The sequence below is a fragment of the Chryseobacterium arachidis genome, from assembly GCF_900129245.1.
Lineage (GTDB): Bacteria > Bacteroidota > Bacteroidia > Flavobacteriales > Weeksellaceae > Chryseobacterium > Chryseobacterium arachidis.
This window is the reverse complement of sequence record NZ_FQUT01000004.1, coordinates 227744-242814: the sequence shown is the minus strand read 5'-3', so window position 1 is coordinate 242814 and position 15071 is coordinate 227744. Positions and strand designations below refer to the sequence as shown.

Sequence of the window (15071 nt, the reverse complement as noted above, 5' to 3'; positions counted from 1 at the left end):
AACCTAAATCCATTGAAAAAAATATTTTTTCCTGTAATTGTTGTTTTAATGCTTGGTATTTCCTGTAAAAAGAAAGATAAAGCTATTGATAAGAAGATTAAAGACACAATTTCTGTGTCAACTGATTCTGTAAAAACAAAACAAGAGGAAATATCTCTTCATTCAGATAATTCTGAAGATGCAAAATCCGATCTCGATTATCAACAGGTGAATGAAAACGATTTTAAAAAATGGAAAGGGGAGTACCTTTTAGATTATATCGATTATGCAGGAGAAAACGACGGAACGAAACTTAAAGCTAAATTGACCCTTGATTCTAATGAAGACGGGCATTTCTATGTATGGTATGAAACCCCAAATGATACAGCGAAAATAGGAATGCATCATGTTTATGGAAGTTTTGGCAGAGCAGACGACAGGAATACTGCCATTAAGTTCTTGCCAATGGTTATTGTAGACGGAGAAAATACAGGAATTGATTTGGATTACTTTTTGTACAGCAAAGACGGGAAGTTTTTCATAAAAAGTGATATGATTCTTTCGGAAGATGGGAATTCTAGAGAACTTCCTATTCAAAAAATTAAATAATAATGAATATTATAATATTAATTATAGCCATTACGGCGGTTATAAGCTTCATAGCTCCCAACGGAAGCAGTAACTTTGAAAAATATAAGTTCAGTGTCGGTGCGATTATGAACAGAAAAGAGTATGTCCGATTACTCTCTTCAGGTTTTTTACACGCAGATATTATGCACCTTGTATTTAACATGCTTACCTTGTATTTCTTTGGTCCTGTAGTTATTCAGGGATTTGGAAATCTGGGCTTTCTGATTATTTATATCGGATCTATACTTTTAGGCAACGTTTTTTCGCTGTTTATTTATCAAAGGCAACCTTGGTATTCTGCGATAGGAGCAAGTGGAGGAGTTTCAGGAGTCCTATTTGCTTCTATAGCTATGGTTCCTGATATCGGAATTTACATGTTCTTTATTCCGATCCCAATTCCCGGTTATATTTTTGGATTAGCTTATTTCGGATATTCTGTTTATATGATGTTGAATCCCAGACAATATGACAATATAGGACATGCAGCGCATTTAGGAGGGGCTTTTTTCGGTTTGGTTTACGCAATTGCCAATCAGCCACAAGTTGCTGTCACAAACTCATTGTACATAGGAATTATGGCGCTTCCATTAATTTATTTAGCGTACGAAATCTTTGTAAGAAAAAGAATCGGATAAAAAAGATTTAACTAAAATATAGAAAGCAATGAGTATCCTATTCATTGCTTTTTTATTTTAATGAATTAAGTTTTAGTGGAAAATAGCGAAAGTAGGGGAATAAAAATATAAAATTAAATTATTTTATTTTTGAATACGAAATCTACAGTATTTTAAGCTAAAAAAATCCCATCGGGATTATCTGTTAATAGATAAATAACGTAGATCCATTAAAGCTCTGTAAGAGCCACCTGCGAACTTATAATTATCAGATTGTCTTAATATTTATTAAAATCATTATAATAAAATATTTTAATGAAATTTAAACGGACTCTTATAAAAGTTCACTTAATAGCAAGTATAAATAAACATTAATATTCTTCAAAATTGGTGCATTCGTGGTTATATACAGCAATAAAAACCGCCTCAAAAGCATTGAGACGGCAAAACTAAAATGTTTGTAGACTTGATTTATTTTTTGATGATTTTCTGAGTGATAATTTCTTTATCCGTTTTAATCTGAACAAAATAAGTTCCACTGTTTAAGTTGCTTACATCTAAATTTTTACTATTTCCTTTGACGGTTTTAACAACCTCTCCGCTATTGTTTATAATGGTTACCTGCTGTATTGGCTCCTGAATGCTAATCGTGAAAGACGTTTCTACAGGATTTGGATGTATCTTTACTTTTTCAGAAAGTGTATTTTCTTTGGTTGCCAGAACTGTAGCAGAAGCATATTGCGTTTTAATATAATACAGATTCGCAACACTTCCTTTTGTAATGGTATGAGATCCAGCAGTTACGTTAGGAACGGTAACAACCCCTGAAGATGCTGTATAAGAAACATTATCAACTTTAATCGTACCCCCGAAAGTTGGATCGAGAACCAGTGTTAATGAAGAAGGAATACTTGTGGTATAGGTAATTCCTGTGGCTGATTCTATTTTTAAACGTTTAGTGAAAGCAAGTCCGTCATAGGTAGCCGAGCCATCTGTTGAATTGATATTGGCCGAGGAGAATGTATAGAATGAACTTGTTAGGTTTGATGCGGTAAAATTATGAATTTCATTGCCTTGCGGATTGGTTCCTGTGCCGGTTGTTACAGAAATACTTCCAGTTCCTGAAACTGCATTTCCTCCTGTTCCTGAAGTGGTCACCGTGAAATCAACATCGGCAGTTGGCGTTCCCGAAATCGTAATTGTTTTTGCAGATGTATTTTTAGCAAAGCTGATTCCTGATGCCGGTAAACCTGTTACGGAAGCATCTGTTGCAGTTCCGCCCCAGGTGAAGGTCATTGGTGTAATGGCAGTTCCTGCCGTTACGGTCTGATCGTTGTTGGCGGGAATCGTAAGCGTCTGGGAACTTGCCGGAGCAGAAGTAATTCCCTGAACATACACCAAGGGAGAGGTGTAATTTTGTAAAACAGCCATAAGCCCCGTATTCACAGAAGATGAAGTATCATCATTCGGACTGTTGAAAGTCCAGTCGATATCTCCACCAGACATTCTCCCTGAATATTGGATAACCTTATCTTTTGCGGCTGTAGGAGAATCAGGAACCAGTGAATTGACGTACATTGAAGCATCAGTATCAAAATTGTTGTAGATGCCATTTCCCTGAAAGGCTTTTATAGTGCTTCCTAAAACCTCATTTCTTGCACCGGCAACATAGGCATCAAAATGATTGGCAGCCGTTGTAGCGTTATACGGAATAAATGCCGTTTGCCCGATCATATAATTATTGAATGCTTTTACCACACCGCCATTTTCACCCGAAAAAGTACCGGGAGCATTATTGGCAACATCCGTCCCTTGCTTAGAGGTAAGAATAGGATATTTGGCATTTCTGAAATAGTTTCCTTCCACAAAAACGGAAGAACCAAGTGTAGATCCTACGCCATATTTAGAGTTTCCGTCATAATAATTGTTGTAAACATGCGCAGAATAATAACGCACTCTAGGATGTCTCGAATCAGAATGATCAAACCAATTATGATGATAGGTGATGTAGAGACCTGCAGTTGTTCCTTCGCTTAATCCTAAGAGACAGCTTTTTCCGTTATCCCAAAAGTGATTGTATGAAAAGGTAATATAAGTAGATTTTTTGGCATCCAAAGCACCGTCACCTTTTTCCTGATCGGCATCCGAGCCAGGAGCTCCGTAAAACAGATCGTTATTGTGAGCCCAAATGTAGCTGTTGTTTTGCTGTAGACTTAGATTATCACCCTCTGAAGCATCTGTCAGCATAAACCCAAGATTTCTTACCTCAATATTGGTCGCATTTTTTATGCGGATACCCCAGCCATTGACCACGGCATCATTACCCACTCCTTCAACTGTAATAGAAGCTGCGTCAATATTTTTATTCTCAATCACGGCATCACCGTTGAGAAGATAGCTCGGGTCGGTTACATTTCCGATCAGCCTGACCACTAGCGGTCGTGTATCATTTCCTTTTTTAAAGCCGTCTAAAATAGTCTGCAGCCCGACACATGGGTTGATATTGGCGCCTGTAACATTCAGAGAAACGGTATTTTTAGTATCCTGAGTCACATAGATAACGACTGCGTTGGATTTTAAAGTTCCGTTGAGATTGTAAGCTCCGGGAACTCTGCCGTTGTTATGGGCAAATCCGTTTCTGTCATGCGGAAGAACGGTGACAGAGCCCGAAACTGCCGCAGGACCTTCTACATTTCCGGTCACAGGAACAACTTTAATGGTATAATTTCCGGCACTGAGTCCTAAGAGATCAGCTCTGAAATAGCCACCATAGCTTCGGATAAGTTGTGTGTCGATTACTTTATCGGTAAGTCCTCCTCCCGTATAGTACACTTTATAACTATCGGCTCCGCTTACCGGATTCCACTTGATGTAGGCAGATTCCAGCCAACCTGCTGCCTCTGTGATGGTAACCTGTGCTTTCAGTATGAACGGACTGAAGAGCATCCCTAAATAAATCAAGGATTTTTTCATAGATTATTAATTTTTTAGTTGGTTTTAAGTTTATTCAATAATGCGTAATCGATTACACTCAAATATATATAATTAAATTATTTAAATATTTGTATTGATATATTATTTTGAAAATAAATCGTAAAACACTGTCTGTTAATTTGTTATGTTTTATTATGAATTTTATGTTAATCGTATAACCTGTTGAGTTTACATGAAAATACTTCTCCAAAAAGTGAAGATTGTTTGACGAAAATCTAAATATTTGAAAAAATGTAAGCAATATTGAAAATAAAAAACCGACTCTACAGAAAGTCGGTTTTAATATTTTTCTAATGAAAATCAATTTATTTTATCCCGAAAATAAACCGGTCATTTTCACTGAGGTCTTTTATTAGTTCCGAATGTGAAAATTCCTGATACAATTCTACTGTTTCAGTGCCCAACTTCTGATTAATTTCCAGAAATAATAATCCGTTGGGAATAAGATGCGTTTTACAGTCTTTTGCTATTTTTTTATAGAAAATTAAAGCATCGGCAGTCGGGGAGAATAAGGCCATTTTAGGCTCAAAATCCTTTACAGAATCAGCAATTTCCGATTCTTCGTCTATGCCGATATATGGTGGATTTGAAATAATAATATCAAATTGTTCGTTCAGATTAAAATTCAGATAATCTGCATGGATAAAATTAATGTCAAGCTGATGAAATGCTGCGTTTCTTTTAGCGGTTTCCAATGCTTTTTCAGAAAAATCAATGGAAGTGACTTCTGCTTGTGGAAAATGTTTTTTTAAGACCAAAGGGATGATTCCGCTTCCGGTGCCAATGTCAAGAATCTTTAAACCTTGGATACCCAACTTTAAGCTTTTAATTTTGTTGATTGCAATCTCCAGTAATTCCTCTGTCTCAGGACGGGGAATCAGAACATTTTCATCTACAAAAATTTTCATTCCGTAAAATTCTGTTTCGCCTAAAATCTGCAGATAAGGTTTTCCTGTCAGTAATTCTGAAATAATCTGATAGAATTTTTTTTCATTTTCAGCACTGATTTCGTGCTCTGCAAATTGTTTCTGTTGGATATTATTAAATCCTAAAATATTTTCCGCAAAAATATGAAAGATAAATGTGCTTTCGGACTCTGTATATATTTCCGAAAGATTTGCTGAAAAGTATTTTTTTAGTTCTGAGATTGTCATTTATCTTGTGAAAACCAGTTTTGTATCGGTAGATTTTTCTTCATCAATTCTGTAGCCTTCATAGTTGAAAGCTTTTACGTCATCCAAGGTCTGAGCATTGTTTTCCGCGCAGAATCTTACAACCAGTCCTCTTGCGTGTTTGGTGTAAACAACGATGGTTTTAAGCTTTCCGTCTTTCAATTCATAAAAATCAAAATCAACCACGGGATGGTTCAGTTTTTTGCGGTCGATTACTTTAAAATATTCGTTACTTCCTAGATTTAATAAAATTTCATTCTTTTTCAGCTCAGAATTAAGATGTTCTGTAATTCTTTCTTTCCAAAATCCGTATAAGTTTTTGTATTCATCAAATTCAAAAGGTCTTCCCATTTCCAGCCTGTAAAGCATGACTTTATCAGACGGTCTCAATAAACCATATAAACCGGAAAGTATTCTGTAGTTTTTCTGAAGATAATCTACTGCATTTTGATCTAATGTTTTAGCATCAAGTCCTCTGTAAACCTCTCCTGTAAAGGCAAACATTGCCGGAGCCGACTCTTTCGCCGTAGGTTTTCCTTTCCATCTCTGATTTCTTTCCCAGTTTTCGTCCGCCAGTTTCGGCGAAATTTCCATCAGTTCGGAAAGATATTTGGGTGATTTTTCTTTTAGATAGGTTTGTATGAATTCTGCCTGCTCAATGAATTTTGGAGTAGTGGTTTTCAACAGGTCTGTTGAGTTTTCTACGTTCATTAATTTCGCAGGTGATGTTACTATTTTCATGAAAAAAATAAAAATTTAAAAAATATTTGAGTGTGAGTTGTGTATGATCAATAGTGAATTCTTTATATCGCCGACAATTCACTTTTCACTATTGATGTTTGATTTAAATAATTCCTTTTCCCTGTCTGATAATTTCAGGTTCTCCGGAAGTAAGGTCTACGATGGTTGAAGCCATATTATCGCCATATCCGGAGTCGATCACAATATCCACCAGATGATCATATTTTTCAGCAATTAATTCGGGATCGGTAGAATATTCCAATACTTCATCATCATCTTTAATGGAAGTCGAAGCGATAGGGTGACCTAATTTTTCAACAATCAATTGAGGAATCGGATGATCCGGAACACGGATACCAATGGTTTTGTTTCCTTTATAGGCTAAGGGTAAGCTTTTATTGGCTTCAAGGATAAAAGTAAAAGGCCCTGGAAGATGACTTTTCAGGAATCTGAATGTGGAGGTGTCGATAGGTCGTGTAAAGTCTGAAAGATGGCTTAAATCATTACAAATAATGGAAAACTGAGCCTTCTCCAATTTAATTTTTTTCAGCTGAGCCAGTTTTTCCATGGCTTTTATGTCAAAAATATTACAACCTAATGCATAAACTGTATCAGAAGGATAAATAATTAATCCGCCATTATTTAAAGTTTTAATTACCTCATTAATAAGGTTTTCCTGTGGGTTTTCAGGATAAATTTTTAATATTTTTGCCATAAGACAAAGATACGAATATTAAAATAGTTTTCATAAAAGTCCTTTATTTAAAAGAAAAATTAGGAGTTTTAAAAAATAATCGTATATTTGCAATCCAATAACGCGGGATGGAGCAGTAGGTAGCTCGTCGGGCTCATAACCCGAAGGTCATCGGTTCGAGTCCGGTTCCCGCTACTAAGTAAGTACTTTCGGTAAGTACTCTAAAAATATACCGCGGGGTGGAGCAGTAGGTAGCTCGTCGGGCTCATAACCCGAAGGTCGCACGTTCGAGTCGTGTCCCCGCTACTAAGATAACGTTTCGGTAAAGGTTCTAAAAATATACCGCGGGATGGAGCAGTAGGTAGCTCGTCGGGCTCATAACCCGAAGGTCATCGGTTCGAGTCCGGTTCCCGCTACTAAGTAAGTGCTTTCGGTAGGCACTCTAAAAATACACCGCGGGATGGAGCAGTAGGTAGCTCGTCGGGCTCATAACCCGAAGGTCATCGGTTCGAGTCCGGTTCCCGCTACTAAACTGGGAGTATTGCAATTTTGTAATACTCTTTTTTGTGCAAATTTTTTAATGTATTACAGCAAATTAAAAAGGCTGTCTCAAGAGTGAGGCGGCCTTTTTATTTATCGTTCCCATTCAAAAATTTTCTCTAATCCAAGTCTGTTTTTGGGTTCGGGAGTATCCATTTGGGTGCCAGGTGGAAGCTTACTTAAAAGATCCGCCATTTCTTTATTTTGTTTTGCTTCCTTCGTTTCAATAAACTGTCTCATTTCAGTTTTAGGATAATTAGTGAATTGAGGAGTGAAATTGATTTTCGGATCTACAGTAAGCTCTACTTTTTCAGCTTTCCACATATTATAATTTTTATCATTCTCTCTCACATCTAATATTAAACCAGGTAATCCAAAGAACTTAAAAGGTCCCGCAGAGTATGGTAATTCTTTGGTAAAATAAGCAGTTACGCTTGAACCTCTAAAATTTGCGGTTGCTTTTAAACAATTATACCCTAATATTTTTTTAGTCTTGGTTTCGTCAATACTCCATACAGGTTTCGTAACCTTATCATGAATGAAATAATCTGTATCTCTGAAACTTCCTGTAAAAAAGAAATCTTTGATATCCCCGCCATTAAGTTTTGAAATGTAATAATCTTTTGTAACAATTTTATTTCCTGGCTTAATCGCAGAAATTGAACCGGTTCCGGCGGTATTAAAGTTAATTACCGAATCTTGTATTGAAATAACATTATTATCTTTAATGTAAAGATCTTCCGCTAATGTTGCAATCGCAGACCTTACATGATAATACTTTACATGGACTTGCTGTTGTGCAAGCCCATGTATAAAAAAAATTGTAAAATTAATTACAAAATATATTTTTTTTAAAACCATGTTTTAATGTATTTATAGAGATTGTATATCCCATTTCATGATAAGCTTGACACGAAGATAAGCCTTCTGTATCAGTTAAAAACCATTGAGATCCTGTAGGATTTCCTTCTGGATCATAGAAAGTAACTTGTACTTCACAGAAAGGAAAGGCTGATTTCTTTTAACTTTCTCAATCTTCTTGTTAGATACTTTTAAGTTTTCAACTTCAGCTGTTTTAGCGCTGATTAATCCAGCAACATCTAAAGCTGCGATTACGAATATTTTTTTATAAATGATAATTTTTAAATTGTTAATCATAAATTTTTTAGATTGCAATCTGAAGACAATATTACAATATTTTTTTATTCATCAACAAGGGAATTTTTTATTTCTAAAATATTATTTAATAGATTAATAAATTTATATATTTTGGTTTAAATAGTTATTTTTTTACTTGAAAATTTACATTTTATTAAATAAATTTATATTTGGTGATTCACCCAAGTAAATAATTATTACTTAATCTCGTGTTTATGATCCAAGAGCATCTTTTTTTAATGGCTTAATTTATGTAAGGATTTTAACAACACCATTAAATCATTATAATATGTACAAAAAAATTCTCGCAGGATTAGGCGGTGCCATAGCACTCAACCTGCTGCACGAAACCATCAGAAAAAATTTTGACAATGTTCCACAAATTAATAAAGTGGGCGAGGAGGCGCTAAATAAAGCGTTGGATAAAGTAGATGCAAAAATTACCAATCCGGATCAGCTGTATGCGGCAACTCTGGCAGGGGATGTCATCAGCAATGGACTGTATTATGCTACCACTGCGACAACAGGATTTAATATTGCATCGGGAATTACCATGGGATTGGGAGCGGTAATGCTGCCTCAAAAAATGGGCTTGGATGATTCTCCTGTTGCCGGAACGACCGAAAAGAAAGTAATGACTGTTGCTTATTATCTGTTTGGAGCTATTGTTACCAAATTTATTTATGATAAAATTAAATAAGTCAATCAACTTTAAAGATTCTGCCACAATTGTTTGTGGCATTTTTTTTATAATTTTTTTAACGCAGATGCTTTATGGACGGCCTTCTTTCCAGTCTTTTCACTCATAACTTCATACTGCGGGTTCTCGTCCGAAGCGCGACGTTGCCTGTTCATGAAAATAAAATCCTTGGTATGAATCTGTGTTATAATTCCGTGGGTTTCTCCATTGCTGAATCTCCACTTTACCAGATCTCCCTTTTTTAATGTACTCATTTCCCTTCTTTTCAGAAGAAAGATCAGTTATTATGCCACAAATTCTTAATTTATTTTTTAGTATAATTAAGTCTTGGTTCCATAAGATATTTAATTTGATTGTTTATATCTTAATGACAACCGGATTTTTGTTTTTTAGACGGATCATTAAATTTTTTTAAAATTAATTATGATTCGAAGATATAACCTTGAAATCTGTTTATAAGAATATCAACAAACAAAAAATCCCGCTTAAAAGCAGGATTTCATATCATTTAATTAAAATAAATTATTGTGCTTGTAACTGATTGTAAGGTGTCAGTGCATTATCATCAGCCATTGTCTGTCCTAAGAATTCTTTTTTCTGGCTTCCTTTCATTCTGTTTGCCGCATCGCTTCCGTTGAAGAAAGATTCGCTGAGCTTTGTGGTGATTTCTGCCGGATTAAATTCAAATTTTGTATCACCTTCTACACCAAGATATCCGTTTTTTCTTGTAAGGTTCGTAATATAATTGTTATAGTTGATTAAAGTACCTCTGAACATTGAAGTGTGGTACTCCATACATTTTTTAGCTTTTTTTGACGAGTTGTTCAGGATACAGCTGTTCATGTTCCCTCTGTAAAGACGCCATTCAAGCTCCACTTTTCCGTATTCTTTACCTAAAGCGGTTTTTCCGTTAGACAGAATGTTCGGATCATTTTCTTTTTCGCTGATTTCTTTTAAATGCTTGATCGTTAGCGGAACCGTATTTTCAATTTTAGTTTTAGCTTCGCCTACTGCACTGAAATCAGCGGCCGGTGAACCTTTCTTTTTTTGAGCTGTAGTAATGTTAAAAATAAGTAGTAATAGTACAATTAATAAATTATATCTTTTCATGAGAAATTTTTAAAGCACTAAAATAAATATAATTTCTCGTTTTAAACAAATTCATATTAACTTTATTTAATAAATTTTAACAAATCTACAATGTAAATTGCTCATTATTGAAAATATGATGGTTTCAAATTATCTATTGGGGCAATTTTTTTTCAGCCGAAGATTTAATCTGTAGTTAATTTCAGATAAAATAATTACTGTTTTTCAGGAGTTTTTTCAAATGAAATGATGCTGTCGTTACTGCCCATAATAATTTTTGTGGTCAGATTGATGAATAAGCCATGTCCTACAATCCCTTCAATAGTATTTAGTTGATCAGATAAAGTAACAGGATCTTTGATGAGACCAAAATCTGCATCCATAATATAGTTTCCTTCGTCGGTTATAAATATATCATCCTTGATAAACCTTATATTTCCCAATCCTCCTAATTGGCTGATTTGGTTTTTAACATAATTGGAGGCAAACGGAATCACTTCAATAGGAAGCTTAAAATTACCCAGCGTTTCTACTTTTTTCGATGAATCGGCGATAATGATTTCTTCAATAGTCATCGAAGCAACAATTTTTTCCCGAAGTAAAGCACCGCCGCCGCCTTTTATTAATTTTAAATCTTCTGTAAATTCATCTGCACCGTCGATCGTGAGATCAATTTTATCGACCATGTTGATATCAATAAGCGGAATTCCCAAAGATTCTGCCAATTTCTGTGTACTGACGGAGGTAGGAACAGCCTGAATTTGGAGGCCCTGCTTAATTAATTGTCCAATTTCTTCTATGGCATAATATACAGTAGAGCCGGTGCCTAAACCAATTATTGTATGATCTCGTACATATTTTACAGCTTCTAAAGCGGCAATTTGTTTTTCTTTTTTTAAATCTCTGTTCATTTCAATTGATATTTAGCTTCTGACGAGAATTGGGTATATTTATTATTTTAAAAGTAAGGATTTTCGAAAAATTTCTTCATTTTTTCATTAGCAAATAAATAAAAATTTATTACAGATAAAACTTTAACAAATTTTAATAAATTTTATTATATTGATTATCAGCTACTTGTTGTGTTTTTAATTTTATCACTAAAAAAATAGTTGTTTGGATTCATTTTATTTCTACATTTGTATAACTAGTTTCTTAGTGATATAGAATGAGTGAAGATTTTATATCACGATTAATAATAAATTAAAAGGTATGAAAATTCAGACTTTAACAAAAGCGGAAGAGCAGGTGATGCAGTATTTATGGAAACTGGAAAAGGGATTTCTGAAGGATGTCCTGGATCTTTTTCCTGAACCGAAACCGCATACCAACACCGTTTCGACCATTTTAAAAGTATTGAAGGATAAAGAATTCGTAGACTATGCAGTCCACGGAAGGCAGCACGAGTATTTTCCGTTAATTTCTAAAGAACAGTATTCGGGAAAGACCATGAAAAGCCTGGTGAAAAATTATTTCAAAGGATCTTATAAAAGCGTTGTTTCTTTTTTGGTAGAAAAAAATGAGATGACGGTGGAAGATCTGGAAATGCTTCTGAATGAATTGAAAAACAAAGACTAATAACCATGGAATCTGTACTTCTCTATCTGGGAAAAGTTATTTTCTGTTCCGGTGTAACGTTTTTGTATTATCAATTGTCTTTAAAAGACAAGACGTTTCATCACTACAACAGATTTTATCTTTTGTCTGCGATGCTGGTATCGTTGCTGCTTCCTTTAATAAAAGTGGAAGACTTTACCATTCGGGTAAGCAGTACTGTATACAAACTGATAGAGCAAGTACAGAATTTTAATGAAATTAAAAACTCAAACAATGATTACATTTATCTTCGAATTATTTTTTCAGCTTTGGGACTGGTTTCTTTCTGTTTTTTAGGAAGATTTGTCCATGGGATTTTCAGGATCCATCAGCTTAAAAATCAGTTTGAAAAAGAAAGTTTTTACGGGATTAATTTCTACCGTACCAACTTAACAGAAACTCCTTTTTCCTACTTCAACAATCTTTTCTGGAGGAATTCCATCACAATGAATTCTGAAACCGGAAAGCAGATTTTGAAGCATGAAATGGTTCATATTGAACAGAAACATTCTTTCGATAAAATCTTTATTGAGATTGTTGGATGCGTTTTCTGGTTCAATCCGTTTTTTCATCTCATTAAAAAAGAAATTAGTTTAATTCACGAATATCTGGCCGATAAAAAGGCTGTAAAACAATCGGATACGAAAGCATTTGCGCAGATGCTGTTGGCAGGTCATTTTTCAGGAAATCAATTTCCTGCGGTCAGTCCGTTTCTTAGTTCAAATTTAAAAAAACGATTAACGATGTTACAAAAACCTCAAACCAAATTCGGGTATGCGCGAAGAATTTTAGCATTGCCGGTAGTATTTTCTTTAGCGTTTGCTTACTTGGTAAGCTGCCAGAATGAAGAAATAAAAAACATAAATGTATCTGTGACGGATACGACATCTAATGATAAAGTCAGTTTTAATGACAGAGTGGCCTCGGCATCAGAAAATGCTTTATTTATTATTAATTCAGAAAGAAAAACCAAAAAAGAATTTTTAAATTTTCTTAGAAATAATAACCATAAAAAGTTGGCTACTGCATACTCCGGCTCAGTAACAAATGATGATGATCATTTGGTATTTGGAGCCATTGAAAAAAAATATGGTGTTTTTAGTGTGGATGATATAGAAAAAATGGATGATAAAAGTATAAAAAAATATCACCAGCTTATTAAAGAAATTAATCCAAAATGGTATTATGACCAGATTATCAACGGTAAATATAATAAAGGGAATTCTGTGAAAGTAACTGTTGCAAAATCTTAAATAAAAAGAACAGTATTAAAAATCTGTCGTATAATCAATAAAAAAGATCTAAACATGGAAACATTGTTTATGTATTCAGTAAAAGTTGTTATCTGTTCGGGAGTATTATTAGCATATTATTATATCTCTCTGAAGGACAAAACATTTCATCATTACAATAGATTCTATCTGCTGTCGGCACTGCTTGTATCGTTGCTGCTGCCGCTGATGAGCATAGACTATTTTACAATAGAGGTAAGCAATGATATTTTTTTGCTGATTAACAGGGTACAGAATTTTAATACAGTCGTAAACACAAATGATGATTATTTATATTATGCAGTAATCGCATCAGCTTTCGGACTGGTTTCATTTTATTTTCTGGGAAGATTCATCTATGGAATTTTCAAAATACAAAAACTTAAAAGTCAATTTGATAAAGAAAGTTTTGACGGAATTAATTTTTACCAGACCAACTTAACGGAAGCCCCTTTTTCCTATTTCAAAAATCTTTTCTGGAGAAATTCCATCACGCTGAATTCTGAAGTAGGGAAGCAGATTTTAAAACACGAAATGGTTCATATTGAACAGAAACATTCTTTTGATAAAATTTTTATTGAGATTATCAGTTCTGTTTTCTGGTTCAACCCGTTTTTTCACCTTATTAAAAAAGAAATTAGTTTAATTCACGAATATCTGGCTGATAAAAAGGCCGTAAAACAATCGGACACCAAAGCATTTGCGCAGATGCTTTTAGCAAGCCACTTTTCCGGAAACCAGTTGCCTGCAACCAGTCCGTTCTTAAGTTCAAACCTTAAAAAAAGACTCAAAATGTTACAAAAACCTCAAACCAAATTCGGGTATGCGCGAAGAATTTTAGCATTGCCGGTAGTATTTACAGTTGCGTTCGCTTATTTGGTAAATGCAAAAAATCAAGAAATTAAAGCAACCAATAAAGAAATTGAAAAAGCAGTTTCTCAGATTAAAAAAGATACGATAACTCCTGATCAGAAAAAAAATAATGTGATCTATAAAGTTTACAAAAACTCTGATGAAGAGAAAAAAGTAGCAGATCTGAGTAAAAAAATCAGTGAGAAAAGCAAAGCTTTAAAGGATCTGAATCCCCAAAGTAAAGAATTTCAGAAAAATGTAGAAGAAATTGGTGTTCTTTCTGAAGAAATAGGAAAAATTGCAAGCTCAGAAAATTTTGCAAAAGGCGCAGCAGTTTTCAGAATTAAGCCAAAAAACAACAGAACGTTAGATTGGGAAACTTCTCATATCGTAGATGTTGAAATTAAAGATATGGAAGATGTTCCGCTGCCACCGACTCCTCCGTCGCCTCCAAGATCTGTGGATGCACCTTTTGGTTCTCACATCAATATGTACGGCTATTCCACTATACCAGATATGAAGTGGAGCCCAGATATTGAAGTAAATGCAGAAAAAATAAGAAAAGATGTAAAAAAACAAAAGAAGATCATCGAAATTGAAAGAAAAAAGGCAAAACTGGAAGCTGAAAAGGCAAAGTTAATAGGTGCAAGAGCTGTTGATGAAGGAATTAAAGCAAGAGAAATCGCCGAAAGAGCAATGTTTGAAGCAGGTAAGCCTAAAGTGTATATCTATAAAACCCAAACGACAAAACCTAATTTGTCCAACAGCAAATCGATATTCTTCAATGGGAATGATATCAAAGTGTATAGTAATGATGCGGTAGTAAGGAGAGCAGAACCTTTAACATATAACGGGGAGGATCTTAAAATCTATATCAACGGAAAAGAATCTACGAAGGAAGATATGCAGGCTTTAGATTCCAAAGATATTCAGAGAATGGATGTGAATAAAAAGAGAATCAACGGTGAAAAAATACAGGGAGAAATAAGAATAGAAACGAAGACGAAATAGCTGTAAAGTTACAATTGGCTTTGTCGATGT

Annotated in this window: 15 protein-coding genes and 4 tRNA genes; 10 read left to right on the top strand and 9 right to left on the bottom strand. The window is 34.5% G+C overall.

Annotated elements, in window-relative coordinates; genetic code table 11:
* Positions 1 to 12 precede the first annotated feature (12 nt).
* Both BUA89_RS09730 and BUA89_RS09725 read left to right on the top strand, forming a co-directional pair.
* Complete coding sequence (locus BUA89_RS09730) at positions 13 to 588, top strand: hypothetical protein (protein WP_143152308.1); 576 nt, start codon at positions 13 to 15, stop codon at positions 586 to 588.
* A gap of 2 nt (positions 589 to 590) precedes the next feature.
* On the top strand, positions 591 to 1244 hold the full coding sequence (locus tag BUA89_RS09725) for a rhomboid family intramembrane serine protease (RefSeq protein WP_072956445.1): 654 nt from the start codon (positions 591 to 593) through the stop codon (positions 1242 to 1244).
* Between the two features lie 450 nt (positions 1245 to 1694).
* Here BUA89_RS09725 and BUA89_RS09720 read toward each other — a convergent pair whose 3' ends face one another.
* The 4 genes from BUA89_RS09720 to BUA89_RS09705 form a co-directional block, all read right to left on the bottom strand.
* Positions 1695 to 4196 (bottom strand): pectate lyase family protein, encoded by a 2502-nt coding sequence (locus BUA89_RS09720; protein WP_072956443.1) that lies wholly within the window; start codon positions 4194 to 4196, stop codon positions 1695 to 1697.
* Between the two features lie 326 nt (positions 4197 to 4522).
* Positions 4523 to 5371, bottom strand: a complete 849-nt coding sequence (prmC, locus tag BUA89_RS09715; RefSeq protein WP_072956441.1) for a peptide chain release factor N(5)-glutamine methyltransferase — start codon at positions 5369 to 5371, stop codon at positions 4523 to 4525.
* Complete coding sequence (gene yaaA, locus BUA89_RS09710; protein ID WP_072956439.1) at positions 5372 to 6130, bottom strand: peroxide stress protein YaaA; 759 nt, start codon at positions 6128 to 6130, stop codon at positions 5372 to 5374.
* A gap of 103 nt (positions 6131 to 6233) precedes the next feature.
* Entirely contained in the window at positions 6234 to 6845 is a 612-nt protein-coding gene (locus tag BUA89_RS09705) for an L-threonylcarbamoyladenylate synthase (RefSeq protein ID WP_072956437.1), read from the bottom strand.
* 101 nt (positions 6846 to 6946) lie between these two features.
* On the opposite strand from BUA89_RS09705, the gene BUA89_RS09700 reads away from it, so the two are divergent.
* From BUA89_RS09700 to BUA89_RS09685, 4 genes are all read left to right on the top strand, one after another.
* Positions 6947 to 7019, top strand: a tRNA-Met gene (locus BUA89_RS09700).
* A 38-nt stretch (positions 7020 to 7057) separates the two neighbouring features.
* A tRNA-Met gene (locus BUA89_RS09695) sits at positions 7058 to 7130 on the top strand.
* Positions 7131 to 7167: 37 nt separating this feature from the next.
* Positions 7168 to 7240, top strand: a tRNA-Met gene (locus BUA89_RS09690).
* Between the two features lie 38 nt (positions 7241 to 7278).
* Positions 7279 to 7351 (top strand) — tRNA-Met (locus tag BUA89_RS09685).
* A 106-nt stretch (positions 7352 to 7457) separates the two neighbouring features.
* On the opposite strand, the gene BUA89_RS09680 is transcribed toward BUA89_RS09685, so the two are convergent.
* The gene (locus BUA89_RS09680) at positions 7458 to 8225 is read right to left on the bottom strand and encodes a GLPGLI family protein (RefSeq protein ID WP_072956435.1); all 768 of its coding nucleotides are present in this window, start codon (positions 8223 to 8225) and stop codon (positions 7458 to 7460) included.
* Positions 8226 to 8300: 75 nt separating this feature from the next.
* Complete coding sequence (locus BUA89_RS09675; protein ID WP_072956433.1) at positions 8301 to 8522, bottom strand: hypothetical protein; 222 nt, start codon at positions 8520 to 8522, stop codon at positions 8301 to 8303.
* 289 nt (positions 8523 to 8811) lie between these two features.
* Here BUA89_RS09675 and BUA89_RS09670 point away from each other — a divergent pair, with 289 nt between their 5' ends.
* Complete coding sequence (locus BUA89_RS09670) at positions 8812 to 9222, top strand: hypothetical protein (protein WP_072956430.1); 411 nt, start codon at positions 8812 to 8814, stop codon at positions 9220 to 9222.
* Positions 9223 to 9269: 47 nt separating this feature from the next.
* Here BUA89_RS09670 and BUA89_RS09665 read toward each other — a convergent pair whose 3' ends face one another.
* The 3 genes from BUA89_RS09665 to rpiA all read right to left on the bottom strand — a co-directional run bounded on the left by BUA89_RS09665 (position 9270) and on the right by rpiA (position 11222).
* Positions 9270 to 9476, bottom strand: a complete 207-nt coding sequence (locus tag BUA89_RS09665) for a hypervirulence associated TUDOR domain-containing protein (protein WP_072956426.1) — start codon at positions 9474 to 9476, stop codon at positions 9270 to 9272.
* A 268-nt stretch (positions 9477 to 9744) separates the two neighbouring features.
* On the bottom strand, positions 9745 to 10332 hold the full coding sequence (locus tag BUA89_RS09660) for a hypothetical protein (protein ID WP_072956423.1): 588 nt from the start codon (positions 10330 to 10332) through the stop codon (positions 9745 to 9747).
* Positions 10333 to 10526: 194 nt separating this feature from the next.
* Positions 10527 to 11222, bottom strand: a complete 696-nt coding sequence (rpiA, locus tag BUA89_RS09655; protein WP_072956420.1) for a ribose-5-phosphate isomerase RpiA — start codon at positions 11220 to 11222, stop codon at positions 10527 to 10529.
* Positions 11223 to 11523: 301 nt separating this feature from the next.
* On the opposite strand from rpiA, the gene BUA89_RS09650 reads away from it, so the two are divergent.
* From BUA89_RS09650 to BUA89_RS09640, 3 genes are read left to right on the top strand one after another with little or no spacing between them, the layout of a single operon-like run.
* Positions 11524 to 11889, top strand: a complete 366-nt coding sequence (locus BUA89_RS09650; protein ID WP_072956416.1) for a BlaI/MecI/CopY family transcriptional regulator — start codon at positions 11524 to 11526, stop codon at positions 11887 to 11889.
* A gap of 5 nt (positions 11890 to 11894) precedes the next feature.
* Positions 11895 to 13160, top strand: coding sequence for a M56 family metallopeptidase (locus BUA89_RS09645; RefSeq protein ID WP_083531645.1), 1266 nt, complete (start codon positions 11895 to 11897; stop codon positions 13158 to 13160).
* A gap of 54 nt (positions 13161 to 13214) precedes the next feature.
* On the top strand, positions 13215 to 15041 hold the full coding sequence (locus BUA89_RS09640) for a M56 family metallopeptidase (RefSeq protein ID WP_072956412.1): 1827 nt from the start codon (positions 13215 to 13217) through the stop codon (positions 15039 to 15041).
* The last annotated feature ends 30 nt before the right edge of the window (positions 15042 to 15071 follow it).

Excerpts from the sequence above, each read along its gene's own strand:
- BUA89_RS09725 (WP_072956445.1), top strand. The coding sequence starts at position 591 with ATGAATATTATAATATTAATTATAGCCATTACGGCGGTTATAAGCTTC.
- BUA89_RS09720 (WP_072956443.1), bottom strand. The coding sequence starts at position 4,196 with ATGAAAAAATCCTTGATTTATTTAGGGATGCTCTTCAGTCCGTTCATA.
- prmC (WP_072956441.1), bottom strand. The coding sequence starts at position 5,371 with ATGACAATCTCAGAACTAAAAAAATACTTTTCAGCAAATCTTTCGGAA.
- yaaA (WP_072956439.1), bottom strand. The coding sequence starts at position 6,130 with ATGAAAATAGTAACATCACCTGCGAAATTAATGAACGTAGAAAACTCA.
- BUA89_RS09705 (WP_072956437.1), bottom strand. The coding sequence starts at position 6,845 with ATGGCAAAAATATTAAAAATTTATCCTGAAAACCCACAGGAAAACCTT.
- BUA89_RS09680 (WP_072956435.1), bottom strand. The coding sequence starts at position 8,225 with ATGGTTTTAAAAAAAATATATTTTGTAATTAATTTTACAATTTTTTTT.
- BUA89_RS09675 (WP_072956433.1), bottom strand. The coding sequence starts at position 8,522 with ATGATTAACAATTTAAAAATTATCATTTATAAAAAAATATTCGTAATC.
- BUA89_RS09670 (WP_072956430.1), top strand. The coding sequence starts at position 8,812 with ATGTACAAAAAAATTCTCGCAGGATTAGGCGGTGCCATAGCACTCAAC.
- BUA89_RS09665 (WP_072956426.1), bottom strand. The coding sequence starts at position 9,476 with ATGAGTACATTAAAAAAGGGAGATCTGGTAAAGTGGAGATTCAGCAAT.
- BUA89_RS09660 (WP_072956423.1), bottom strand. The coding sequence starts at position 10,332 with ATGAAAAGATATAATTTATTAATTGTACTATTACTACTTATTTTTAAC.
- rpiA (WP_072956420.1), bottom strand. The coding sequence starts at position 11,222 with ATGAACAGAGATTTAAAAAAAGAAAAACAAATTGCCGCTTTAGAAGCT.
- BUA89_RS09650 (WP_072956416.1), top strand. The coding sequence starts at position 11,524 with ATGAAAATTCAGACTTTAACAAAAGCGGAAGAGCAGGTGATGCAGTAT.
- BUA89_RS09645 (WP_083531645.1), top strand. The coding sequence starts at position 11,895 with ATGGAATCTGTACTTCTCTATCTGGGAAAAGTTATTTTCTGTTCCGGT.
- BUA89_RS09640 (WP_072956412.1), top strand. The coding sequence starts at position 13,215 with ATGGAAACATTGTTTATGTATTCAGTAAAAGTTGTTATCTGTTCGGGA.